Source organism: Mesorhizobium dulcispinae, from assembly GCF_033977345.1.
Lineage (GTDB): Bacteria > Pseudomonadota > Alphaproteobacteria > Rhizobiales > Rhizobiaceae > Mesorhizobium > Mesorhizobium dulcispinae.
The window spans coordinates 1-22,733 of record NZ_JAVIIY010000006.1 but is presented as its reverse complement, the minus strand read 5'-3'; the positions used below and the strand labels follow the sequence as shown (position 1 = coordinate 22,733).

The window sequence follows — 22,733 nt, the reverse complement described above, 5'->3', positions numbered from 1 at the left end:
ACATGGCAGACATCCGCAACGAAATACGCTTCATCCTTAACGGCGCCGACGTCGCGCTCGCCGACATCGCGCCCGACGCGACCCTGCTCGACTGGCTGCGGCTCAACCGCACGCTGCGCGGCACCAAGGAAGGCTGCGCCGAAGGCGACTGCGGCGCCTGCACGGTGCTGGTCGGCAAGCTCGCGGCCGAAGGCCTGGTTTACGAAAGCGTCAACGCCTGCATCCGCTTCATGGGCTCGCTCGACGGGACCCATGTCGTCACCGTCGAGCACCTGGGCGGCGACGGTGAGAAGCTGCATCCGGTGCAGCAGGCGATGGTCGATTTCCACGGCTCGCAATGCGGCTTCTGCACGCCGGGCTTCATCATGTCGCTCTATGCACTCTGGATGAAGACACCCAACCCTTCCGATGCGGCGATCGAAAAGGCGCTGCAGGGCAATCTCTGCCGCTGCACCGGCTATGAGGCGATCATGCGCGCCGCGCGTGCGATTTCGAGCTACGGCAAGGCGGCTAAGGATCCGCTGGCGGTGGAGCGCAAGGACATCACAGCGCGGCTGGAAGCACTGCGCGACGGCGCCAGGGTCGAGGTCGGCTCCGGCAAGCAGCGACTCATCGTGCCGGCTGACGTCGACGATTTCGCCGCCGTGCTCGAGAAGGAGCCTAGCGCAACCATCGTTGCCGGCTCGACCGATGTCGGCCTGTGGGTCACCAAGCATATGCGCGACATTTCGCCGGCGATCTTCATCGGCGGCCTCGACGGCCTGCGCTCAATGTCGGAAACCGACGGGATTATCACCATCGGCGCAGGCGTCACCTACACCGAGGCCTTCGAGGCGCTGTCGAGGCGCATCCCGGCGCTGGGACCGCTGGTCGATCGCATCGGCGGCGAGCAGGTGCGCAACATGGGCACCATCGGCGGCAACATCGCCAACGGCTCGCCGATCGGCGACACGCCGCCGCCGCTGATCGCGCTCGGCGCGCATCTGACACTGCGCAAGGGCGAGGCCCGCCGCACGATCCCGCTCGAAACTTTCTTCATCGCCTATGGCAAACAGGACCGCCAGCCCGGCGAATTCGTCGAGGCGGTCCATGTGCCCGTGCCGGCAAAGGGCACGAACTTTGCCGTCTACAAGGTCACCAAGCGCCGCGACGAGGACATCACCGCGACGCTTGGTGCCTTCTATCTGACCCAGGCCAAGGACGGCACGGTGGCCGATATCCGTATCGCCTATGGCGGCATGGCGCCGACGCCAAAGCGCGCCACGGCGGTCGAAAAGGCGCTGATCGGCAAAGCCTGGAGCGAAGAGACCGTAGAGGCCGCGATGGCCGAATACGCCAGCGACTTCACGCCAATCACCGACATGCGGGCGACCGCCGAATACCGGGCGCTGGCGGCGAAGAACCTGCTTCTGCGCTTCTATGTTGAAACCACCGGCACCAGGGCGCCGTTCCAGGTGTCACGCAACGAGGCGGCCTGATGAACAAGCACGCCACCACTCCCAACCTCAAAGCCGAGAAGATCGTCGGCGGCGTCGCCACCGAACAGCGGCACGATTCCGCGCACAAGCACGTCAGCGGCACCGCCGTCTATATCGACGACATGCCGGAGCCCGCCGGCACGCTGCATGTCGGCCTCGGCCTCGCCAAGGTCGCGCACGGCACATTAAAGAGCGTCGACCTGTCGGCAGTGCGTTCAGCGCCGGGCGTCGTCGATGTGCTGACCTATGCCGACGTGCCCGGCGAGAACGATGTCTCGCCGAGCAACATGCGTGACGATCCGGTGTTCGCCGAAGGCAAGGTGCAGTTTTATGGCCAGCCGATCTTCGCCGTGATCGCCAACACCCGCGAGGAAGCACGCCGCGCGGCGCGCTTGGCCAGGATCGAGTATGACGAGCTTCCGGCCGTGATCGACATCTGGGACCTCGACCCGGTCAAGGACAAGCAGGTCACCACGCCGCTGATCCTGAAGCGCGGCGATGCGGCCGCGGCCATTGCGGCGGCGCCGCGCCGGATCAAGAACCGCATGTGGCTCGGCGGCCAGGACCATTTCTATCTCGAAGGCCAGGTCTCGCTGGCCATTCCCGGCGAGGACGACGAAGTGATCGTCTATTGCTCGACGCAGGGGCCGAGCGAGACGCAGCATCTGGTTGCCCACGCGCTCGGCGTGCCGAGCAACGCCGTGACCGTGGAGGTGCGCCGGATGGGCGGCGGCTTCGGCGGCAAGGAAACGCAGGCCAACCAGAGCGCTGCAATTGCGGCGATTGCCGCCAAGAAGCTGAAGTGCGCGGTCAAGATCAGGCTCGACCGCGACGAGGACATGACCGCCACCGGCAAGCGGCACGATTTCGCCATCGACTACGAGGTCGGCTTCGACGACGAGGGCAACATCCTCGGCGTCGATTTCACCTATGCGCTCCGCTGCGGTTTTTCCGCCGACTTGTCGGGTCCGGTCGGCGACCGCGCGCTGTTCCATTGCGACAACGCCTATTTCTATCCGGCGGTGCATGCGAAGTCGGCGCCGCTCTACACCAACACCGTCTCGAACACCGCCTTTCGCGGCTTTGGCGGCCCGCAGGGCATGGTCGGCGCCGAGCGCGTCATCGACGAAGTGGCCTTCGCGGTCGGCAAGGACCCGCTCGAAATCCGCAAGCTCAATTTCTATGACCCGATGGACGCCATCGGCGAGCGCTGCTTCACGCCCTATCACCAGAAGGTCGAAGACAACATCATCCACCGCATCGTCGCGGAACTGGAGGAGAGCGCCAACTACGTGCGCCGCCGCCGTGAGATCAGCGCGTTCAACAACAATAGCCGCTTCATCAAGCGCGGCCTGGCGCTGACGCCGGTCAAGTTCGGCATCTCCTTCACCAAGACCGAGGCCAACCAGGCCGGCGCGCTGGTGCATGTCTATGCTGACGGCTCGGTGCATATGAACCATGGCGGCACCGAGATGGGCCAGGGCCTGCACCTCAAGGTGGCACAGGTCGTCGCGGAAGAGTTCCAGATCGACCTCGACCGAGTCAAGATCACCGCGACCACCACCGCCAAGGTGCCGAACACCTCGCCGACGGCCGCCTCCTCCGGCGCCGACCTCAACGGCATGGCGGCGCAGAATGCCGCCCGCCAGATCCGCAAGCGGCTGACCGATTTCGCGGCGGAAAAATACCAGGTGCCGCACGACCAGGTCGTGTTCCTGCCCAACCGGGTGCGGGTCGGCAATCAGGAAGTCGCTTTTAACGATCTGGTCAAGCAGGCCTATATCAACCGCATCCAGCTCTCGGCGGCCGGCTTCTACAAGACGCCGAAGATCCACTGGGACCGTGCTAAGGGCCGCGGCCACGCTTTCTACTACTACGCCTATGGCGCGGCCTGCTCGGAAGTCTCGGTCGACACGCTGACCGGCGAATATGTCGTCGAGCGCACCGACATCCTGCATGACGCCGGTCGATCGCTGAACCGGGCGATCGACCTCGGCCAGGTCGAGGGCGGCTTCATCCAGGGCATGGGGTGGCTGACGACGGAAGAGCTCTGGTGGGACAATAGCGGCCGGCTGCGCACGCATGCGCCGTCGACCTACAAGATCCCGCTCGCCTCCGACCGGCCAAAGATCTTCAACGTCAAGCTGACCGACTGGTCGTCGGCCTATGAGCCGACCATCCATCGCTCCAAGGCGGTGGGCGAGCCGCCGCTGCCGCACGGTATGTCGGTGCTGCATGCGCTCTCCGACGCGGTCGCGAGTGTTGCCGACCACAAGATCTGTCCGCGCCTGGACGCCCCGGCGACGCCGGAACGGGTGCTGATGGCCATCGAAAGGCTGAAGCGGGAAGCCGCAAAGCCGGCCTGAACGGGCCAAAACGTGCAATTCGTGGCGCAAAACGCTATGTTTCCTGGGTGGAAACGAGACGATGAACTCGAAGGTGCAAAGCCTGAAGGACTTTCTCCGCCAACCCGGCCGGGTGGCGCTGGTCGAGGTCGCGGCCACAAAAGGCTCGACCCCGCGCGAGGCCGGCGCCTTCATGCTTGTCTCGGCATCAGAGACTCTCGGCACCATCGGCGGTGGCCAGCTCGAATATATGGCGATCGACAAGGCGCGGCAGATGCTGGGCGGAAGGGCTGCATCGCGAGCTGCGGCCAGCGAGGCCCGCATTGACGTGGAGGAGGTTTGCGCCACGCTCGACGTCCCGCTCGGGCCTGAAATCGGCCAGTGCTGCGGTGGGCGCGTCGAGGTGCTGATCCGGCTTGTCGACGCCGCGCTGGCGGCCGAGCTCATCGGCAAGGCTGAGGCCGAAGAGGCGCATCTCCCCCATGTCTATGTCTTTGGCGGTGGTCATGTCGGCCAGGCGCTGGCCGCGTCGCTCGCACTCCTGCCCATCCACGCGGTCGTCGTCGAGACGCGGGCGGAGGCCCTGGAAGGCATGCCGAAGACGGTCGAGTCACGGCTGATGCCGATGCCCGAGGCGGCGGTGCGCGAGGCGCCGGCCGGCTCGGCCTTTGCTATCCTCACGCACGACCATGCGCTCGATTTCTTGATCGTCGCCGAGGCGCTAAAGCGAAACGACACCGCCTATGTCGGCATGATCGGCTCGAAGACCAAGAAGGCGACTTTCAAGAACTGGTTCCTGAAGTCGGCCGAAGGCAGTGAGGCCGAGTTCAACCGCCTTGTCTCGCCGATCGGCGGCAATGCCGTGAAAGACAAGCGTCCGCCGGTGATTGCCGCGCTCGCCGTCGCCGAGATCATGAAGGCGCTGGTGTCGCATGCGGCCCGGGCATCGGCCGCGCCCGAAAAGGCGATGGCCGGCTGAGGCCTGGCGCTAACAGCAAAGCGCGCAGATATGACTGACGCTCACAGCTGCTCGTCGCTTTCTTCGTTTCCCAAACCGGGTTGAACCGTGTTTTCTGCGCGCCTGACAAACCCGAGGCGAGCGAAATGGACGTATTGCGGATAGCGGCATTTTCGGATGGGAATACCGGGGGCAACCCGGCTGGCGTGGTGATTGGCGACGTCCTGCCTGATGCCGCCGAAATGCAGCGTGTCGCTGCCGAGGTCGGCTTTTCGGAAACCGCCTTCGCCGCGCCGGAAGGCGGTGGCTGGCGTGTCCGCTACTTCTCACCTGAATCCGAAGTTCCGTTCTGCGGTCATGCCACGATCGCGCTCGGCGCTGGGCTGGTTCGGCAATTCGGCGACGGGATTTTCCCGCTGGCCCTCAATCAGGCCGGGATTACTGTCGAAGGATTTCGCGACGGCTCCAACATAGTCGCCGCGCTGCAGTCCCCGCCGACGCACAGCAAGCCGGCATCGCCGGGACTTGTCGCCGAAATGCTGGCGCTGTTCGGCTATCAGGCAAGTGACCTCGATCCGGCCATTCCCCCGGCGCTGATCCATGGCGGCTCCGACCATTTCGTGCTGGCGCTGAGTTCACGCGAGGCGCTGGCCGCGATGGCTTACGATTTCAAGGAGGGCCAGGCCTTGATGCGGCGCGAAGGGCTGGTCACGATCCTGCTCGCCCATGCCGAGACGCCGCGTCTCTTCCACACACGCAATCCGTTCGCTTCCGGCGGCGTCTACGAGGATCCGGCGACGGGCGCCTCGACCGCGGCGTTTGCCGGCTATCTGCGCGATCTCGGCTGGCCGCATGGCGGCGCGATCGACATCGTCCAGGGCGAGGACATGGGCATACGTTCGCGGCTCCGTGCCGATATTCCGCCGGCGCCCGGCAGCTCGATCAGGGTATCCGGGACGGCTCGCCTGATGGACTGAATCACCTCAAACCGGCCGCTTGAGGCCGAGATGATCGCGCAGCGTGCGGCCTTCATAGTCCTTGCGGAACAGGCCGCGCCGCTGCAACTCCGGCACAACCAGCGTCGCGAAGGCGTCGAGCTCGCCCGGAAACCAGGACGGCATCACATTGAAGCCGTCGGCAGCTCCGCCTTCGAACCGCTCTTGCAACGCGTCGGCGATCTGCTCCGCCGTGCCGACGACACGCCAATGGCCGCGCGCGCCGGCAAAATAGCGGGCGAGCTCGCGGATCGAGAGACCGTCGCGGCGCGCCTGCTCGATGACCAGCGCCTGGCGGCTTTTCATGCCTTCGCTCTCCGGCAGCTCGGGCAGCGGTCCGTCGATCGGATAGCGCCAGAGGTCGGAGATGCTGAGATAGCTGGAAAGCAGCGCCACGCCGACGTCGTCTGGAATCAGCTCCTGCAGCGCATCGTATTTTGCCTGGGCCTCGGCTTTCGTTGCCGCAACGATCGGCGCCACGCCGGGCATGATCTTCACATCATCCGGCTGGCGGCCATAGGCGGCGAGCCGGCCCTTGAGATCGTCATAAAAGGCCTTGGCCTCCTCAAAAGTCTGCGCTGCTGAGAACACGACATCGGCGGTCCGCGCGGCAAGGTCCTTGCCGTCATCGGAGGCGCCGGCCTGCACCATCACCGGCGCGCCCTGTGGTGAGCGCGGGATGTCGAGCGGGTCGCGCACCGAAAAGCTCTGGCCGTCATGGCCGGCGCCGCTGCGGCGCCACAGGCCGGTGATGACGGAAGCAAATTCGCGGGCTCGTTCGTAGCGGTCGGCATGCGGCCTCAAACCCGTCGAGCCGAAATTCGCCGCCTCGATCGGGCTGGCCGAGGTGACGAGATTCCAGCCGGCCCGGCCACCGCTCAGATTGTCGAGTGAGGCAAACATGCGCGCCAGCCCGTAGGGCTCGTTGTAGCTGGTCGACGCGGTGGAAACGAGGCCGATGCGCTCGGTCTGGGCCGCAAGCGCCGAAAGCAGGCTGATCGGCTCGAAGCCGATCGAGCGCGAGGTCTGGCTGGCGATTTGGACGTTGGCCTCGCGCAGCCCGGCGGCGTCCTCGCAGAAGATCATGTCGAACTTCGCTGCTTCGGCCGTCCGCGCCAGCCTGATGTAGTGGTCGATGTCGATGCCGGCCGTCACATGCGCGTCCGGATGGCGCCATGCGGCGATGTGGTGGCCGGTCGCCCACAGGAACAGGCCGAGCTTCATCTGGCGCGCGCTCATTTTTCGTCTCCAGCGCCAAGCCCGAGATGTCTGCGCAGCGTCGGCCCGTCATAACCCAATCGGGCCAGGCCGCTCCGGCGAAGTTCCGGCAGGACGCGATTGGCGACGTGATCGAACACGGAAAGATCAGCCGGCAAAGCGAAGTTGAAACCGTTGCAGCTTTTGCTGTCGAACCAGCCCTCCAACTCGGCGGCCGTAAACTCGTTCACGCCAACCGTCATCAGCACTTTCATGGTTTCCGGCTCGCGTCCGGCGGCAACCGCGCGGCGCTTGAGATCATCATAGGCGGTCTTGGCGCCTTCCGCCTCGATCAGCACGGCGTCGGCGACTTTGGCGCCGAAATCGAGGTCGGCCTCGGCCAGACCGGACATGACCAATACCGGCGTGTCCTGCGGCGAGCGGGCGACGTTGAGCGGCCCGCGCACGGAGAAGAACTGTCCCTTGTGGTCGAGCAGATGCATCTTTTCCGGATCGTGGAACCGGCCGGCGGCCTTGTCGAACAGCAGAGCGTCCGCATCCCAGCCGCGCCATAGGCCCTGCACGATGCCGATGAATTCCTGTGCGCGTCGGCGAAAGTCATCGTCCGAAAGACCTTCGGGGCGGCTGAAATTCGCCGCCTCGCGCGGGTTCTGCGCCAGCGTCGCGTTCCAGCCGGTTCGTCCGTGGCTGATGATGTCGAGCGAGGCGAAACGGCGCGCCAGATTGTAGGGCTGGTGCGCCAGCGTCGAGGCGCCGGCGACCAGCCCGATCCTTTCGGTCACCGTCGCCAACGCCGCCAGAAGCGTGGTCGCCTCGAAAGGGCTGCTTGATCGCTCGTCCCCTGCATCGGAGATGACGACCATATCGACACCGGCCGCCTCGGCTTTCCGCACCAAGCTGGCGATCTCAGCAAATGCCAGGCTGGCCTGCCCGGGGGCGGAAGCAATGTTAAGCGAAACGGCAAGATGCATTGTGCTGCCCATTGGCTGCCAGCGACGTCGCTACCAACCTAGGCTCGCCATCGCGCAAGGCAACGGGATCGAGTGGGCCACCAGGCTGCCACTTGCCGGCCAGCCGCTACTTACCGGCCCCTACTTGCCGGCCCCTACTTGCCGGCAAGAATGTCCTTGATCAGCCGCTGGCAGCGGTCGGCCATGAAGTCGAGCAGCAGCCGCACCTTCGGGTCCTGCAGCTTCTTGTGCGGATAGACGGCGGCAAGCTGCACCGGTGTCGGCGGCGTCTTCGCCAGGATCACCTTCAGCCGCTGGTCGCGGATGAAGGGTTCCACCTCGAAGCGCGGCTTGTTGATGATGCCGCGTCCCGAAAGCGCCCATCCGGTCAGCACGTCGCCGTCGTCGGTGTCATAAGGTCCGTGCACTTCGAATTTCTGCGGCCCGCCCGGCATTTGCAGCGTCCAGACATATTCTCGCGTGCCGGAATAGCGCAGCATCAGGCAGTCATGCTTTTTGCCGATCAGCTCCTGCGGCTCGACCGGCTCACCGCGCGCTTCCAGATATTTCGGCGCCGCCACCAGCACGCGCTCGCATTCCATGATGCCGCGCATCCGAAGGCTCGAATCCTCGATGATGCCGAGCCGGAATGCGACGTCGATGCCTTCCTTCATGATGTCGACATTGTGGTCGGAGAGTCTCAGCCGCACCTCGATATCAGGGTATTTGTCGTGAAAATCCGGAATGCCCGAGGCGATCAGCCGCCGGCCGAGCCCAAGCGGCGCCGTCACCTTGATCGTGCCGCGCGGCTGGCCGGAGAGCGCGGCAACCGCCGCTTCCGCCTCGGTGATCGCGTCCAGCACCTGCTTGGCGCCGGTGTAGAACACCGTGCCGTGCTCGGTCGGCATCAACTGTCTGGTGGTGCGGTTGAACAGCCGCACGCCGAGATGCTTCTCCAACTCCTTGATGCGATTGGAAGCCACCGCCGGCGAGATGCGCATGTCGCGGCCTGCCGCCGACAGATTGCCGAGCTCCACGACGCGGACGAAGACGGCGATGTTGTCGAGATAGGCCATATGGCTTTCGGGGCTCTCACGCGACGGTGTGCAGTGAGCCTAGTATTTTCCATTTTTTTTTGAAAGTCATCGCGCACCTCGCCTCTTTTCGTTTCGGCGCGAGGCCGTAAAGTCGTGCAATCGGCAGGGACGACGTCAATGATGGATTTCGCGATTTTCTGGGACTGGCTGAGCTTCGCCGTCCGCTGGCTGCATGTCATCACCGGCATCGCCTGGATCGGCTCGTCCTTCTATTTCGTCGCCCTCGATCTCGGGCTGCGGCAGCGTCCGGGCCTGCCTGCCGGCGCCTTCGGCGAGGAGTGGCAGGTGCATGGCGGCGGCTTCTACCACATCCAGAAATATCTGGTGGCGCCGGCCGAAATGCCTGAGCACCTCACCTGGTTCAAATGGGAATCCTACGCCACCTGGCTGTCGGGTTTCGCCATGCTCTGCGTGGTCTATTATGCCGGCGCCGACCTCTTCCTGATCGATCCCAACGTGCTCGACATCTCGGTGCCGGTCGGCATCCTGCTGTCGCTGGCGACCATCGGCGTCGGCTGGATCGTCTATGACCTGCTCTGCCGCTCGCCGCTGGGCAAAAGCGACACCGGCCTGATGCTGGTGCTCTACTGCGTGCTGGTCTTTATCGCCTGGGGATTGACGCATCTCTTCACCGGCCGCGCCGCCTTCCTGCATCTTGGCGCCATCACCGCCACGATCATGTCGGCCAATGTCTTCATGGTCATCATCCCCAACCAGAAGATCGTCGTCGCCGACCTCATCGCCGGCCGCAAGCCGGACCCGAAATACGGCAAGATCGCCAAGCAGCGCTCTCTGCACAACAACTACCTGACCTTGCCGGTCCTGTTCCTGATGCTGTCGAACCACTATCCGCTGGCCTTCGGCACGCAGTTCAACTGGGTCATCGCCTCGCTGGTCTTCATCATCGGCGTGTTGATCCGGCACTATTTCAACACGGTGCATGCGCGCAAGGGCAATCCGACCTGGACCTGGCTCGGCGCCGCCGTGCTGTTCATGATCATCATCTGGCTGTCGACCGTGCCGAAGGTGCTGACCGGCGAGCCGAAGACGTCCGCCGCATCCTCTGCCGCCCAGGTCTATATGGCCTCGGCGCATTTTCCGGCCGTGCGCGACACCGTGCTCGGCCGCTGCTCGATGTGCCATGCCGAGGAGCCGGTCTATGAAGGCATCTATCACGCGCCGAAGGGCGTGATGCTCGACACCGACGCGCGTATTGCCGAGCATGCCCGCGAGATCTATCTGCAGGCCGGCCGGGCGCATGCCATGCCGCCCGCCAACGTCACCCAGATCACCGACCATGAACGGGCCCTCTTGGTGGCCTGGTTCGAAGGCGCCGGAAAGTAAGCATGACATCAAAACTCCTGCGTGGCCGCACGCTCTCTTTCCTGCGCTGGCCCGAAGCGATCGACGACCATTCCGCCTGGCGTTACGAGGAGGATGGCGGGCTGCTGATCGACAATGGCAAGATCATTGCCGCCGGTCCTTATGCCGAGGTCCGGAAGCGCGCGGCCGCCGGCGTCGAGACGATCGATCATCGCCCGCATCTCATCCTGCCGGGTTTCATCGACGCCCATGTGCATGTGCCGCAGATGCAGATCATCGCCTCCTACGGCGCCGAGCTGCTCGACTGGCTGAACAAATACACTTTCCCGGAGGAGTCGAAGTTCCAGGACGCGCAGCATGGCCGCCGCATCGCCAGGCTCTTCCTGGACGAGGTGGTGCGCCAAGGCACGACGACCGTCGTCGCCTATTGCTCAGTGCACAAATCTTCCGCCGAAGCCTTCTTCGCCGAGTCGCACGACCGCAACATGCTCAACATCGCCGGCAAGGTGATGATGGACCGCAATGCGCCCGACGGCGTGCTCGACACGCCGCAGACCGGCTATGACGACACCAAGGCGCTGATTGCCGAATGGCACGGCAAGGGCCGCCAGCTCTATGCCATCACGCCGCGCTTCGCGATCACCTCCTCGCCCGAGCAGATGGAGATGGCCGGCGCGCTCTGCCGCGAGCATCCAGACCTCCACATGCAGACGCATCTGTCGGAAAACCACGCCGAGATCGCCTTCACCCAGGAGCTCTATCCCTGGTCGCGCGACTACACCGATGTCTATGAGCATTATGGCCTGCTCGGCAAAAAGAGCCTGTTCGGCCATTGCATCCATTTGTCGGAGCGCGAGGCGGATGCGCTGTCGCAGTCGAACTCGGTGGCGGTGTTCTGCCCGACCTCCAATCTGTTCCTCGGCTCCGGCCTGTTCGACTACCAGCGCTACCGCCGGCGCGAGAAGCCGCTCAGGATCGCGGCAGCCACCGATGTCGGCGGTGGCACCAATTATTCGATGCTGCGCACCATGGACGAAGGCTACAAGGTCATCGCGCTGAACGGCGAGAAGCTGAACCCCCTCCAGTCCTTCTGGCAATTGACGCGCGGCAACGCCGAGGCGCTGTCTGTCGCCGACAAGGTCGGAACGCTTGATGAAGGCACCGATGCCGACATTGTCGTGCTCGACGCCCATGCCACGCCGGCGATGCGGCTGAGGATGGAAACGGTGGAGACGTTGGCGGAAGAGCTCTTCCTGCTGCAGACGCTGGGCGACGATCGCGCCGTGCGCGAGGTCTACGTGGCGGGCCGGCCGGCGAAGAGCGCGATAATAGCGGCGTGAACCCCCTCACCCTGATTGCCAGCCGAATTGCGAAGGGCAATTCGGGGCAATCCGACCTCTCCCCCAAGGGAGGGGAGGGCGCCAACGCTGGCACCTGTCTCTTCTCCCCTTGGGGAGAAGGTGGCCGCGAAGCGGCCGGATGAGGGGGCGAGCGCGACGAGTGCTTGACCGGGCAGGCTTAGTCGTACAAACGACGGTGGCGATTTTCGGAGAAAGAGATATGGCTGCCGCCGACGACATCGCTCTGATCAAGAAACAGGAAGCCGCGCTGGTCTTTCCGGCCTTCGACGAGGCCGTGGCCTTCGAGATCGGCTCGGCGATCAGGGACCGCGCGCTGAAGGAAAACCTGCCGATCATCGTCGACATCAGGACCTTCGACCGGCCGCTGTTTTATGCCGCGATGCCGGGCTCGAACGCCTCCAATCCCGACTGGGCGCGGCGCAAGATCAATGTCGTGAAGCGCTTTCTCAAAAGCACCTACCGCATGGTGTTGGAGCAGCAGCGGCCGGATCGCGCCTTCAAGGTTGGCGAGGCGCTGGACATTGCCGACTATGTGCTCGCCGGCGGCGGCTTCCCCGTCACCGTGCAAGGCGCCGGCGTGATCGGTGTCATTGCCGTCTCCGGTCTGCCGGAGCGCGAGGACCATGGCGTCGTGGTCGATGCGCTCTGTGCGCATCTCGGCATCGATGCAAGCAAGCTCAGGTTGCCGCCGGAAGAGAAATGACCGATCCAAAAACCTTCCTCACCGCGATCTTCAACGCTGCCGTCGCCGCCGCCGATCCGCAAAAGACGATCCGCAATCATTTGCCGGCAAAGCCGAAGGGCCGCACCGTCGTCATCGGCGCCGGCAAGGGCTCGGCGCAGATGGCCGCGGCCTTCGAGAAGGTCTGGGATGGGCCGATCGACGGGCTGGTCGTCACCCGCTACGGCTATGGCGCCAGATGCGAGCGCATCGAGATCATCGAGGCGGCGCATCCGGTGCCGGACGCCGCCGGCCTCGAGGCCTCGCGCCGGCTGCTGGAGAAGGTGCGGGGCCTGACCTCGGACGACCTGGTGGTTGCGCTGATTTCGGGCGGCGGCTCGGCGCTGCTGCCGTCGCCGGCCGCCGGCCTGACTTTGGCCGACGAGATCGCCGTCAACGAGGCGCTGCTCGCCTCCGGCGCGCCGATCGCGGCGATGAACACCATCCGCAAGCATGTCTCGACAATCAAGGGCGGGCGGCTGGCCGCCGCCGCTCATCCGGCCCGGGTAGTGTCGCTGGTCGTGTCCGATATCCCCGGCGACAATCCGGCGCTGGTCGCTTCAGGGCCGACCGTTCCGGATACGGGCAGCCGCGAAGACGGGCTGGCGTCGATTGCCGCCTACAACATGAAGCTGCCGGCTTCGGTGATGGCACATATCCAGTCGTCCGCCGCGGACGCGCCGCGTCCCGACGATCCGCGCTTTGCCGGCAATGAAGTGCATCTGATCGCCTCGGCCGGCGTCTCGCTGGAGGCTGCCGCGGCCGAAGCGAAGCGGCAAGGCGTCGAGGCCGTCATCCTGTCGGATTCGATCGAAGGCGAGGCGCGCGAGGTCGGCGGCGTCCATGCCGCGCTCGCGCGCGAGGTGGCAACCCGTGACCGGCCGTTCGCCAAGCCGGTGCTGATTCTGTCCGGCGGCGAAACCACGGTGACTTTGCGGGCCAAGGGGAAAGGCGGTCGCAATTCGGAATTTTTGCTCGCCTTTGCCATCGGCATCGATGGCATCAACGGCATCCACGCTTTAGCAGCCGATACCGACGGCATCGATGGCTCCGAGAACAATGCCGGCGCATTCGCCGACGGCTCTACGGTGGCGCGCATGCGCGCGGCGGGCGTCGACGCCAAGGCGATGCTTGCCGGCAACAATGCCTGGACGGCCTTCAATTCGGTCGGAGATTTGTTTGTGCCGGGGCCCACCGGGACGAATGTGAATGATTTGAGGGCGATCCTCGTTCGGTAGCGCGGTCCCGCAGGTCGTTATCCTAGGGCGAAGCAGGAGCGAAGCTCCGTCGTGAAGATCTTGGGTTCCTTCGCGCTGCTGCGGTAGAGAAGCTTTGAGACGCCGGCGGGACAGCGCCCCCCTCTGTCCTGCCGGACATCTCCCCCACAAGGGGGGAGATTGGCAGCTTCGCGCTCTCGCTTACTCCTGCAGCGCAGGAGATTGGTGCGACATGGGAGATTGGCGAAAGCAGTGGCGACGGCCGATCTCCCCCCAAGTGGGGGAGATGTCCGGCAGGACAGAGGGGGGCGTGAAGGAACGCTACGGATCTTACTTTGCGTTCCGTCCGGATCAAACCCCATCAACTCCTTCACCTTCCGCATATCCTTTAAAAACCGCTCCCTCTCCGCCTCCTTGTCCGCCGGCTCCCGGATGCGCAGGATAAGCGAAGGGTGGATGGTGATGAATACGCGCAGCCCATCGCGCTCGATCACCGCGCCACGCATCTTCAACACCGGCACCGCCCTGCCGAGCAGCGCTTGCGCCGCCGTCGCGCCCAGCGCCACCACGAGGTTCGGCTTGATGAGGTCGAGTTCCTTGTCCAGCCACCAGCGGCAGGCCTGGATCTCGCCGGCATTCGGCTTGGAATGGATGCGCCGCTTGCCGCGCGGCTCGAATTTGAAGTGTTTTACCGCATTGGTCACATAGACCTTGCGGCGGTCGACCTCGGCATCGTCGAGGATGCTGTCGAATATTCTGCCCGCCGGCCCGACAAAGGGCTTGCCGGCCAGATCCTCCTGGTCGCCGGGCTGTTCGCCGACGAAGATCACGTCCGCGGTTTCCGGTCCTTCGCCGAACACTGTCTGCGTTGCGTCATGCCAGAGCGGGCAGCGACGGCAACCTTTTGCCGCTTCGCGCGCCTCGCCGATGGAGGTGGCATCTTCTCCTGCGGCCGGCTCTGCTTCAGGTGCAGGGATGCGCCTGACTGGACGCCTCGCTTCACGCCGCAAGGCCGTTGTTGACGGTGTTGTTGCCATCGTTCTGTCTCGTCCGCTTTCAAACTTGAAATGGGCGAGCCTGGTGATGGTTCCCGATCCTCACACCTCGTGCAGGTAGAGGTGGTAGTCCAGCTCGCTGACGGTGCGCGCGACGCGCAGATATTCCGCCTGCTTGATCGCCACGAAAGTCCGATGCAGGTCGGGGCCGAGCGCCGATTTGAGGAAAGCGGAGGCTTTTGCCGCCTCGATCGCGGCGCGCCAGTCGGCCGGCATGGTCGAGGCTGCCGTAGCCTGCTCATAGCCGTTGCCGGTCGTTTCCGGGCCGGGGTCCAGCCCCTCATCGAGGCCCTTGACGATGCCGGCGAGCACCGTCGCCGCCACCAGATAAGGGTTGGCGTCGACGCCCGACGGGCGATGCTCGATGCGGCGGTTCCTGGCATCGCCCGCCGGCACGCGCAACGCCACCGAACGGTTGTTGACGCCCCAGGTCGGCGCCACCGGGGCGTAAGATTGCGAGACGAAGCGTCGCCATGAATTGGCGTGCGGCGCGAACACCAGCATCGATTCCGCCATGGTGTGGATCAGGCCGCCGAGCGCGTTGAGCAGCTTTGGCGACCATTTTTCGCCGGCCGCCTCGGTGAATACGTTCCGGCCGGCATCGTCCTGCAGCGAAACGTGGAAATGCATGCCGGAGCCGGCATAGGTTTCGATCGGCTTGGCCATGAAGCAAGCGGTGACGCCATGCCGGCGCGCCTGTGCCCTGACCAGCCGCTTCAGCATGACCAGGTCGTCCGCCGCCCGCATCACATCCTTGCGGTATTTGAGCGTCAGCTCGTACTGGCCGGGCGCATATTCGGAAATGACCGTCTCGGCCGGAATGCCTTGCGCCTTGGCGGCGGCGTAGATGTCGGAAAACAGCGGCTCCATGCCGTGCAGATGGTCGACCGAGTAAACCTCGGTCTTGGCCGAACGGCGGCCGTCGAGCACCGCGCGGGCCGCCTGCACCTTGCCGTCGGCGTCGCGCTCATTGGACAGCAGAAAAAATTCCAGCTCGAAGGCGCCCGCCGGATGCAAGCCTCTGGCCGCCAGCAGCTCCACCTGCCTCGCCAGCACCAGCCGAGGATCGGACGACATCGGCTGGCCGTCGAGGTGATACATCGCCATCAGCACCTGGCCGCGCGGCGGCTTGGTGCCGTATAGCGGCACCAGCGTGCCAGGGACCGGCCATGCCCTGAGGTCGCCGTCGCCTGTGTCCCAGATCAGCCCGGTGTCGTGGACATCCTCGCCGGTGATGTCGAGGCCGAGGATCGAGATCGGCATATGCCTTCCGCCCTCGAAGATGCTCATCAGCTCGTGCCGGCGCACGATCTTGCCGCGGCCGATGCCGTTGGCGTCGGTGAGCACGATGTCGAACGCCTCGATCTCGGGATGCGCATCGAGAAAGGCTTTCGCCTCGGCGGGCGTCGAGCCTGAAGGGGAGGTCGCAACTGTGCTCGGATTGTCCATGGCCGCCAATCTTCCTACTGCTTGTCTCACGCCGTTAGCCTGGCCCCAACCGCGCTGAAAGCGGTGATCAGCCGGCTCACCTGGGCCGCGGTCGTCGCCGGCGAGATCAGCATCATATTGTGGAACGGCGCGATCAGCACGCCGCGATTGACCAGCGCGACATGGATGGCGGCTTCCAGCTCCGGCGCATGCGCTTTTTCCGCCTCGCCGCCATTCCTGAGCGGTTCGGGCGCACAGATAAACTCGACGCGGGCGCCGACCCGCGCGACATGCCACGGCAGCTTGTATCGGTCGATGACGGCGGAGAGCCCCGCGTCGAGGCGGCGCGCCAGCCGGTCCATATGGGCATAGGCCTCCTCGGTCATCACTTCTTCCAGCGTCGCGCGCATCGCCGCGAATTGCAGCGGATTGGCCGACAGCGTCGTGCCCATGCCGGAATAGCCGGGCTCCTTCGTCCGGTTATAGGCGCCGTAGCGGGCGGCGACCTCCTCGCTCATGCCCCAGATGCTCGCCGGCACGCCGCCGGCCACCGGCTTGCCGAGCACGAAGAGATCGGGTTCCAGCCCATACTTGCGCGTATAACCGCCGGGGCCGGTAGAGATGGTGTGCGTCTCGTCGATCAAAAGCAGCGTGCCGGCAGCGCGGGTGAGGCGCCGCAGCGCGTCGTGGAAGCCGGGCTCCGGCAGCACCATGCAGGAATTGGTCAGCACCGGTTCGGTGATGACGCAGGCGACGTCGCGCTCTCCGAGTGCTGCTTCCAATGCCGCGATATCGTTGAATTCGACGATCCTGGTTGCCCGTGTCAGGTCGCGGAACTCGCCGGCCAGCCCCGGCCGGTTGACCGGCTTGCCGTCGATCAGCCGCACCATCGTCTCGTCGACCGAGCCGTGATAGCAGCCGTTGAAGACCAGGATTTTTTCGCGCCCCGTCACCGCGCGGGCGACCCGCAGCGCGAAGCGGTTGGCGTCGGTGGCGGTGGTGGCGATCTGCCAGTAGGGCAGGCCGAAGCGCTGCTGGAGGAGCGGGCCGATGGCAAGGGCGTCCTCGCTGGGCAGCATGTAGGTCAGGCCGCGTGCCGCTTGCCGGCGGATGGCGCGGGCGACCGGAGCCGGCGAATGGCCGAGCATCGAGCCGGTGTCGCCGAGGCAGAAATCGTCGAGCCTGTTGCCGTCGATATCGGTGATGGTTGCGCCCTTGGCGCCGTCGACCAGGATCGGGAACGGGGTCGGCCAGTCGGTCATCCAGTGCATGGGCACGCCGCCGAGGAAGCCCGCCATGCCGTTGCCGACCTTCGCCTCGGATTTCGGCCGCGCCTTGCGGAAGGTCCTCGCTTCGGTCTCACGCAATTCAGCGATGCGGGCGACATCGATGCCGCCGATGGACCTGGTTGTACTATCCGATGCCTGCATGAAAACCCCTCTGTTGGCGCGGCACTCTGCCAACCAGTTTGCAAAACCGCAATTGGCCGGGGCGGGGGCGGGTGTTGGGTCAGGCAGTAGGCAGTAGGGCTTTTCCCCACTGCCTAACGCCTACTGCCTACTGCCTTACGCAGTGATATCGATCACGCCGCAATCGCCGGCAGCACTTCCGAAGACGATGCGGCGCTCTTCCTTGTCCCACATCATCGAGGTGATCGCGCCCTTGCCGGGGCGGCGCAGCAGCACTTCCTTGGCGTCGGCGAAACGCGCCGCGATCACCATGCCGTCCTCGTAGCCGATCGCCGTGACCTCCTGGCTCGGATGGCAGGCAACGCAAGTCACCATCGTGTTGCCGCGCGTGCCGAGCTCCAGCGGCGCCTTGCCCATCGGGCCGTCCTTGCTGGCGAACGGCCACACGATCGCCGCCGGCGCGCCGGAACTCGCCAGCCATTTCCCTTTGACGCTCCAGGACAGGCTTTTGACCTTGCCGGGATAGCCGCTCATGCGCATGTGCTTGCCGTCGGCAAGCTTCCAGCCATGCAGCGCGTTCTCCTGCATGGTGGTGATGACGAAGGCGCCGTCCGGCGAGAAGGTTATGCCGGTATGCGCGCCGGCCCATTCGAGCTCTACAGGTTTGCCTTCCGCGGTGGGGAAATGCAGCGTCGCGCCGTTGTAGCGGGCGACGCCGAAGCGCATGCCCTTCGGCGAGAAGGCGAGCCCTTCGACTGAGCGCGGATGGGCGAATTCCTTGGTCCTGCCGTCGGCAAAGCGAACGAAGGCGATCTTGCCGGAGGCATAGGCGATCGCGCCCTGCGGCCCAGCGGCGACGCTGGTGATCCATTTTTTGCCGGCGCTGGCCAGTTCCGTCAGTTCGCCGCCTGGCTTGACCGCAAACACCTTGCCGTCCTCGCCGCCGGTGATCAGCCGGTCGTTGGCCGCGTCGTGGAACGCGGCGAGCAGGCCGTCATTGGCCTGCACCGTCTTCTGCCCATTATCCAGCCGATGGATCGCGCCATCGGCCAAAGCGAAATGCGGCACGTCGTTGAGGAAGACGGCGGCGACGCAATGGCCTTCGAGATCAAGCGGGGCGACTGTGGGCATACAGGTTATCCATTCGATATCACTAAGCCGGCGCGGCTAGGTGTGGCTCCCCCTTCTCCCCTTGGGGGAGAAGGTGGATTGGCGCGCAGCGCCAAGACGGATGAGGGGTGTTGGCCGGAGTGCCGTCATCGCCAAGCTGGAACACCCCTCATCCGACCGAGCTTCGCTCGGCCACCTTCTCCCACAAGGGGAGAAGGAAAGAAGGGGCAGCGCTAGCGCCTGAAAGTCCGGAAATCAAGCCGCCTGGCAGGCTTCGAAGCTCTTCCTGAGCCGCTCTTCGTCAAGCTCGCGGCCGATGAAGACCAGCCGGCTCTCGCGCTTCTCGCCGTCCTTCCAGGCGCGCTGGTGGTCGCCTTCGAGGATCATGTGCACGCCCTGCAGCACATAGCGGTCGTCGTCGCCCTTCAGCGCGATGATGCCTTTCAGCCGCAGGATGTTCGGTCCTTCCATCTGGGTCACTTTCTCGATCCACGGGAAGAACTTCTTCGGGTCCATCTCGCCGCCACGCAGCGATACCGACTTCACCGTCACGTCGTGGATATCGGAAGCATGGTCGTGATGATGGTGATCGTGCCCGTCATGGTCATGATCATGGTGGTCATGATCATGATCGTGATCGTGGTCGTGCGCCTCGAGGAAATGGGGGTCGTTCTCCAGCGCGCGGGAGAGGTCGAAGGCGCCGCGGTCGAGCACCTCGCCCAGCGCCACGCCGGCGCGCTCCGTGCGATGGATCCTGGCCGCCGGGTTGATGGCGCGGATCGTCGCCTCGACTTTTTCGAGCTCTTCGGACGTGACGAGATCGGTCTTGTTCAGCACCACCACGTCGGCGAATGCGATCTGGTCCTCGGCCTCCTTGGAATCCTTCAGGCGGAGCGGCAGGTGCTTGGCGTCGACCAGCGCCACCACAGCGTCCAGCTTGGTCTTGGCGCGCACGTCGTCGTCCATGAAGAAGGTCTGCGCCACCGGCACCGGGTCGGCGAGGCCTGTGGTTTCCACCACGATGGCGTCGAAGCGGCCGGGCCGCCGCATCAGGCCCTCGACGACGCGGATAAGATCGCCGCGCACCGTGCAACACACGCAGCCATTGTTCATCTCGTAGATTTCCTCGTCGGATTCCACGATCAGGTCGTTATCGATGCCGATCTCGCCGAACTCGTTGACGATAACGGCGTAACGCCGGCCGTGGTTCTCCGACAGGATGCGGTTGAGCAGCGTCGTCTTGCCCGCGCCGAGATAGCCGGTAAGGACGGTTACGGGGATCTGCGTCTGTGCATCGCTCATGGCTTGCCTCGAAAATCTGTGCCCTAAAGGATTTTGTCGGCCTCATATAGGGGGTGAGTCGCGCTTTTGCACGCGCCAAACCAATGGGCCAGCCGGTCACCCGATCGGATCCGGCGCCGTGGATGGAATGGCGGTGATCAACTTGGCCAAATGGGGCAGCCGCATGGGCGTCGCCTCAGCCTTGCGGCCATTCCGCTGTGAATCTCGCCGGGCCAAAAGTCGTTTGTCATCTAACTGAAATAAACATCTGGCATCACCTGCGCGGGCACCGCAATGCTTGCCGGCAAAGCGTTTTGCAAGCCGGTCTCTTGAAATCGTCATTTGCCAGCCGTCGGACAGCCTCTATGCTGCCCGCGCCGGTTCGGCCGAAGAGGGAATGACCATGGCCAAGGCGGACAAGACAGCGACAATGAGCCGGCTGCATTCGGCCGCGCGGCTGGCGCGAACAGCGCTCGCGGCGCGGCTTCTGGCGCACGGCTTCTATGCCGGCCAGGACCAGATCATGCTGGCGCTCGACCGTGAGGATGGCCAGACCCCGGGCAATCTCGCCGGCAAGCTCGGTGTGCGCCCGCCGACCATCACCAAGACCATCAACAGGCTTCAGGCGCAGGGTTTCCTCGAAAAGCGCGCCTCCAACGCCGATGCCCGCCAGGCCCACATCTTCCTCACCGACACCGGCCGCGAGACCATCCGCGCCATCGAGAAGTCGGTCAAGAAGACCGAGAAGCAGGCGCTGAAAGGCCTCGATAAGAAGGACCAGAAGGCCCTCTTCAAGCTGCTGGCCCGCGTAGAGGCCAACCTGTCGAACGAGGAGCTGGTCCTCATAGACGACGACGCCGAGCTGGATGATTAAAGGGCGACGCGCAGCGTCGTCCCGTGCGCGACGCGTAAGCGCGACGCGCAGCGTCGTCGCTCAACCGCGAGACGTTGGCGACACAAGCGCGACGCGCAGTGTCGTCGCTCCACGTACCGCATCAGCATTGTTCCGTAAGCGCGATGCGCAGCATCGTCGCTTCACGCACCACCCAAGCATCGGCGGCTTAACGGAAAGGGCGACGACGCTGCGCGTCGCGCCTCAACGCTATCACCGGACGTCTCGCGGTTGAGTGACGACGCTGTGCGTCGCGCTTACGCCGCGCACCAGCGTCGCCCAGCGTCCGGGCGTCAGGCCGAACGCCTTCTTGAAATGCCGGTTGAAATGGCTCTGGTCGCTGAAGCCGGCAGCAACGGCTGTTTCGGCTAAAGGCTCTCCGGCTTCGATCATGCGCCGGGCCCGCTGCAGCCGGCGCATCACAAGGAAGCGATGCGGGCTGGTCGAATAGGTCGCGCGGAAATGGCGTGACAGCGCGTAGCGGTCGAGCCCGGTGATCGCCTCCAGCTCGTCGGAGCGCACGGGCCGTTCGGCGTTTTCTTCGAGATAGTCACGGGCGAGCGCTGCAGCCCGCCACGCGACCTTTCCCGTCGGCTTTGCCGGCTGTCCGGCATGGCGTTTCAATTGCCGCGCCAGCTGCGCAATGAAATCGGCGACGAACAAATCGTCGAGCTCCTCGTCTAAGGGCGCCAGGGCTGAGAGCAGCGTGCCGCGCAAGGCCGGATCGCTCACCACGGCATCCCGCACGAAGGGAAGCGGCGCACCGTTCAGGCAGTCGAGCAACAGCGACGGCTCCAGATAAAGGATCCGGTAGCGCAAGCCGTCCGCGGTGCCGGCGCCGCCGTCATGCAGCTCGTCGGGGTGCAGCACGATGACCTGGCCCGGCAGGCTGTGCTGCACGGCACCCCGATAGTGGAAGCGCTGCACGCCGTCGAGCGTCACCCCGATGGCATAGGTGTCGTGGCGGTGCAGGTCGAAGGCATTGCCGTGGAAGCGCGCCTCGATGCGCTCGAGGCCGGCGCCGCCAGGAGCCGAAACGATGCGGTCGTCCTGCGCGCACGAACGTTCAAGACCTTCCAGCGCCTCATTGCCTAGACCGTGCGCCATCGCCTCATCCACGCCCGTTGCGGGGCCACCTCTCGGAGAAACATTTTGGTGTTCGACACGAAATTTGCAATCGTGCTGAAGGAAGAGCTCGCGGTCTGGCAGAAGCTCAACGTCACCGCATTCCTGACCAGCGGCATCGTCGCGCAATTCCCTCAGATCATCGGCGAGCCTTATCGCGATCGCGCCGGCAATCTCTTCAATCCGCTGTCGATCCAGCCCGTCATCGTGCTGTCGGCGGACGGCCCGACGCTTGCCGCGATCCATCGCCGGGCCCTGGAGCGCGGCGTCACGACATCCGCCTATGTCGAGGAAATGTTCGCGACCGGCCATGACGTGGCAAACCGCGCCGTCTTCGCCGAATTCGCGCCGGACGATGCCAAGGTGGTCGGCGTCGCGCTGCGCGCCGAAAAGAAGCTGGTCGACAAGATCACCAAGGGCGCCCGTATGCACGCGTGATTCTCTGGAAATGCCAGCTCCTGCCGGCGGATTGACCATTCGCCCGAACGGACATCGCCAACGTTCGAGATTGGCTGTAGCTCCCGAGCTTCGTCATCCTTGGGCGCAGCGACGCGAAGCGGAGCGAAGACCCAAGGATCCATGCCGTGACCTTAGCCGAGGATGCAACGGGGTCAGAATTCTGCACCGCTGCGAAGCTTCGAAGTCGCGGCATGGATCCTGGGGTCTGCGCGCGTCGCTTCGCTCCTTGCTCCGCCCCAGGATTGTTTGAGAAGGATCGGGTAGTTTGGCGGCCGGGACTGCAGGCCCATCACAGCCAGCAGTCCCGGCGG

19 protein-coding genes are annotated in these 22,733 nt (G+C 64.9%); 10 read left to right on the top strand and 9 right to left on the bottom strand.

The features are described 5' to 3' along the window. Nucleotides 1–2 precede the first annotated feature (2 nt). The 4 genes from xdhA (at nt 3) to RFN30_RS14835 (ending at nt 5,758) form a co-directional block, all read left to right on the top strand. Nucleotides 3–1,478: a xanthine dehydrogenase small subunit gene (xdhA, locus tag RFN30_RS14850; protein WP_320262840.1), complete on the top strand. Its 1,476-nt coding sequence runs from the start codon at nt 3–5 to the stop codon at nt 1,476–1,478. Continuing rightward, entirely contained in the window at nt 1,478–3,844 is a 2,367-nt protein-coding gene (gene xdhB, locus RFN30_RS14845; RefSeq protein ID WP_320262839.1) for a xanthine dehydrogenase molybdopterin binding subunit, read from the top strand. Before xdhA ends, xdhB begins: the two co-directional genes overlap by 1 nt. A gap of 61 nt (nt 3,845–3,905) precedes the next feature. Continuing rightward, nucleotides 3,906–4,802, top strand: coding sequence for a xanthine dehydrogenase accessory protein XdhC (gene xdhC / locus RFN30_RS14840; protein WP_320262838.1), 897 nt, complete (start codon nt 3,906–3,908; stop codon nt 4,800–4,802). A 125-nt stretch (nt 4,803–4,927) separates the two neighbouring features. Continuing rightward, nucleotides 4,928–5,758, top strand: coding sequence for a PhzF family phenazine biosynthesis protein (locus RFN30_RS14835; RefSeq protein WP_320262837.1), 831 nt, complete (start codon nt 4,928–4,930; stop codon nt 5,756–5,758). Between the two features lie 6 nt (nt 5,759–5,764). Here RFN30_RS14835 and RFN30_RS14830 read toward each other — a convergent pair whose 3' ends face one another. From RFN30_RS14830 to RFN30_RS14820, 3 genes are all read right to left on the bottom strand, one after another. After that, nucleotides 5,765–7,015, bottom strand: coding sequence for an LLM class flavin-dependent oxidoreductase (locus RFN30_RS14830; RefSeq protein ID WP_320262836.1), 1,251 nt, complete (start codon nt 7,013–7,015; stop codon nt 5,765–5,767). After that, entirely contained in the window at nt 7,012–7,965 is a 954-nt protein-coding gene (locus RFN30_RS14825) for an LLM class flavin-dependent oxidoreductase (protein WP_320262835.1), read from the bottom strand. The genes RFN30_RS14830 and RFN30_RS14825 overlap by 4 nt, the downstream gene beginning before the upstream one ends. A 134-nt stretch (nt 7,966–8,099) precedes the next feature. Beyond that, nucleotides 8,100–9,020: a LysR family transcriptional regulator gene (locus tag RFN30_RS14820; RefSeq protein ID WP_320262834.1), complete on the bottom strand. Its 921-nt coding sequence runs from the start codon at nt 9,018–9,020 to the stop codon at nt 8,100–8,102. Nucleotides 9,021–9,158: 138 nt separating this feature from the next. Here RFN30_RS14820 and RFN30_RS14815 point away from each other — a divergent pair, with 138 nt between their 5' ends. From RFN30_RS14815 to RFN30_RS14800, 4 genes are all read left to right on the top strand, one after another. Next, a complete protein-coding gene (locus tag RFN30_RS14815) occupies nt 9,159–10,385 on the top strand; it encodes a urate hydroxylase PuuD (protein WP_320262833.1) in 1,227 nt (408 codons plus the stop codon). A 2-nt stretch (nt 10,386–10,387) separates the two neighbouring features. Further along, nucleotides 10,388–11,704 (top strand): guanine deaminase, encoded by a 1,317-nt coding sequence (gene guaD / locus RFN30_RS14810; protein WP_320262832.1) that lies wholly within the window; start codon nt 10,388–10,390, stop codon nt 11,702–11,704. A 220-nt stretch (nt 11,705–11,924) separates the two neighbouring features. Beyond that, nucleotides 11,925–12,428: a heme-degrading domain-containing protein gene (locus RFN30_RS14805; RefSeq protein ID WP_320262831.1), complete on the top strand. Its 504-nt coding sequence runs from the start codon at nt 11,925–11,927 to the stop codon at nt 12,426–12,428. Beyond that, entirely contained in the window at nt 12,425–13,684 is a 1,260-nt protein-coding gene (locus RFN30_RS14800; protein ID WP_320262830.1) for a glycerate kinase type-2 family protein, read from the top strand. Before RFN30_RS14805 ends, RFN30_RS14800 begins: the two co-directional genes overlap by 4 nt. A gap of 17 nt (nt 13,685–13,701) precedes the next feature. Here the strand turns inward: RFN30_RS14800 and RFN30_RS14795 are convergent, their stop codons facing one another. From RFN30_RS14795 to RFN30_RS14775, 5 genes are all read right to left on the bottom strand, one after another. Beyond that, entirely contained in the window at nt 13,702–14,700 is a 999-nt protein-coding gene (locus RFN30_RS14795; protein ID WP_320262829.1) for a UdgX family uracil-DNA binding protein, read from the bottom strand. Nucleotides 14,701–14,760: 60 nt separating this feature from the next. Next, nucleotides 14,761–16,167, bottom strand: a complete 1,407-nt coding sequence (locus RFN30_RS14790; RefSeq protein ID WP_320262828.1) for a glutamine synthetase family protein — start codon at nt 16,165–16,167, stop codon at nt 14,761–14,763. Nucleotides 16,168–16,193: 26 nt separating this feature from the next. Further along, nucleotides 16,194–17,576 carry an aspartate aminotransferase family protein gene (locus tag RFN30_RS14785; RefSeq protein ID WP_320262827.1) on the bottom strand — a complete coding sequence of 461 codons (1,383 nt, stop codon included), beginning with the start codon at nt 17,574–17,576 and terminating at the stop codon, nt 16,194–16,196. Nucleotides 17,577–17,711: 135 nt separating this feature from the next. Beyond that, on the bottom strand, nt 17,712–18,686 hold the full coding sequence (locus RFN30_RS14780) for a WD40 repeat domain-containing protein (protein WP_320262826.1): 975 nt from the start codon (nt 18,684–18,686) through the stop codon (nt 17,712–17,714). A gap of 234 nt (nt 18,687–18,920) precedes the next feature. Beyond that, nucleotides 18,921–19,967, bottom strand: a complete 1,047-nt coding sequence (locus tag RFN30_RS14775) for a CobW family GTP-binding protein (protein ID WP_320262825.1) — start codon at nt 19,965–19,967, stop codon at nt 18,921–18,923. 382 nt (nt 19,968–20,349) lie between these two features. Here RFN30_RS14775 and RFN30_RS14770 point away from each other — a divergent pair, with 382 nt between their 5' ends. After that, entirely contained in the window at nt 20,350–20,820 is a 471-nt protein-coding gene (locus RFN30_RS14770; protein ID WP_320262824.1) for a MarR family winged helix-turn-helix transcriptional regulator, read from the top strand. A 231-nt stretch (nt 20,821–21,051) separates the two neighbouring features. Here the strand turns inward: RFN30_RS14770 and RFN30_RS14765 are convergent, their stop codons facing one another. After that, a complete protein-coding gene (locus tag RFN30_RS14765; protein WP_320262823.1) occupies nt 21,052–21,945 on the bottom strand; it encodes an AraC family transcriptional regulator in 894 nt (297 codons plus the stop codon). A gap of 48 nt (nt 21,946–21,993) precedes the next feature. Here RFN30_RS14765 and RFN30_RS14760 point away from each other — a divergent pair, with 48 nt between their 5' ends. Then, nucleotides 21,994–22,401 carry a DUF2000 family protein gene (locus RFN30_RS14760; RefSeq protein WP_320262822.1) on the top strand — a complete coding sequence of 136 codons (408 nt, stop codon included), beginning with the start codon at nt 21,994–21,996 and terminating at the stop codon, nt 22,399–22,401. Nucleotides 22,402–22,733: the final 332 nt, after the last annotated feature.

What these genes read in the sequence shown, in the direction of transcription:
- RFN30_RS14775 (WP_320262825.1), bottom strand. Translation starts at nt 19,967, where the DNA reads ATGAGCGATGCACAGACGCAGATCCCCGTAACCGTCCTTACCGGCTAT.
- xdhA (WP_320262840.1), top strand. Translation starts at nt 3, where the DNA reads ATGGCAGACATCCGCAACGAAATACGCTTCATCCTTAACGGCGCCGAC.
- RFN30_RS14800 (WP_320262830.1), top strand. Translation starts at nt 12,425, where the DNA reads ATGACCGATCCAAAAACCTTCCTCACCGCGATCTTCAACGCTGCCGTC.
- RFN30_RS14765 (WP_320262823.1), bottom strand. Translation starts at nt 21,945, where the DNA reads ATGGCGCACGGTCTAGGCAATGAGGCGCTGGAAGGTCTTGAACGTTCG.
- RFN30_RS14820 (WP_320262834.1), bottom strand. Translation starts at nt 9,020, where the DNA reads ATGGCCTATCTCGACAACATCGCCGTCTTCGTCCGCGTCGTGGAGCTC.
- RFN30_RS14825 (WP_320262835.1), bottom strand. Translation starts at nt 7,965, where the DNA reads ATGCATCTTGCCGTTTCGCTTAACATTGCTTCCGCCCCCGGGCAGGCC.
- RFN30_RS14835 (WP_320262837.1), top strand. Translation starts at nt 4,928, where the DNA reads ATGGACGTATTGCGGATAGCGGCATTTTCGGATGGGAATACCGGGGGC.
- RFN30_RS14790 (WP_320262828.1), bottom strand. Translation starts at nt 16,167, where the DNA reads ATGGACAATCCGAGCACAGTTGCGACCTCCCCTTCAGGCTCGACGCCC.
- RFN30_RS14815 (WP_320262833.1), top strand. Translation starts at nt 9,159, where the DNA reads ATGATGGATTTCGCGATTTTCTGGGACTGGCTGAGCTTCGCCGTCCGC.
- guaD (WP_320262832.1), top strand. Translation starts at nt 10,388, where the DNA reads ATGACATCAAAACTCCTGCGTGGCCGCACGCTCTCTTTCCTGCGCTGG.
- RFN30_RS14805 (WP_320262831.1), top strand. Translation starts at nt 11,925, where the DNA reads ATGGCTGCCGCCGACGACATCGCTCTGATCAAGAAACAGGAAGCCGCG.
- xdhC (WP_320262838.1), top strand. Translation starts at nt 3,906, where the DNA reads ATGAACTCGAAGGTGCAAAGCCTGAAGGACTTTCTCCGCCAACCCGGC.
- RFN30_RS14830 (WP_320262836.1), bottom strand. Translation starts at nt 7,015, where the DNA reads ATGAGCGCGCGCCAGATGAAGCTCGGCCTGTTCCTGTGGGCGACCGGC.
- RFN30_RS14795 (WP_320262829.1), bottom strand. Translation starts at nt 14,700, where the DNA reads ATGGCAACAACACCGTCAACAACGGCCTTGCGGCGTGAAGCGAGGCGT.
- RFN30_RS14785 (WP_320262827.1), bottom strand. Translation starts at nt 17,576, where the DNA reads ATGCAGGCATCGGATAGTACAACCAGGTCCATCGGCGGCATCGATGTC.
- RFN30_RS14770 (WP_320262824.1), top strand. Translation starts at nt 20,350, where the DNA reads ATGGCCAAGGCGGACAAGACAGCGACAATGAGCCGGCTGCATTCGGCC.
- RFN30_RS14780 (WP_320262826.1), bottom strand. Translation starts at nt 18,686, where the DNA reads ATGCCCACAGTCGCCCCGCTTGATCTCGAAGGCCATTGCGTCGCCGCC.
- xdhB (WP_320262839.1), top strand. Translation starts at nt 1,478, where the DNA reads ATGAACAAGCACGCCACCACTCCCAACCTCAAAGCCGAGAAGATCGTC.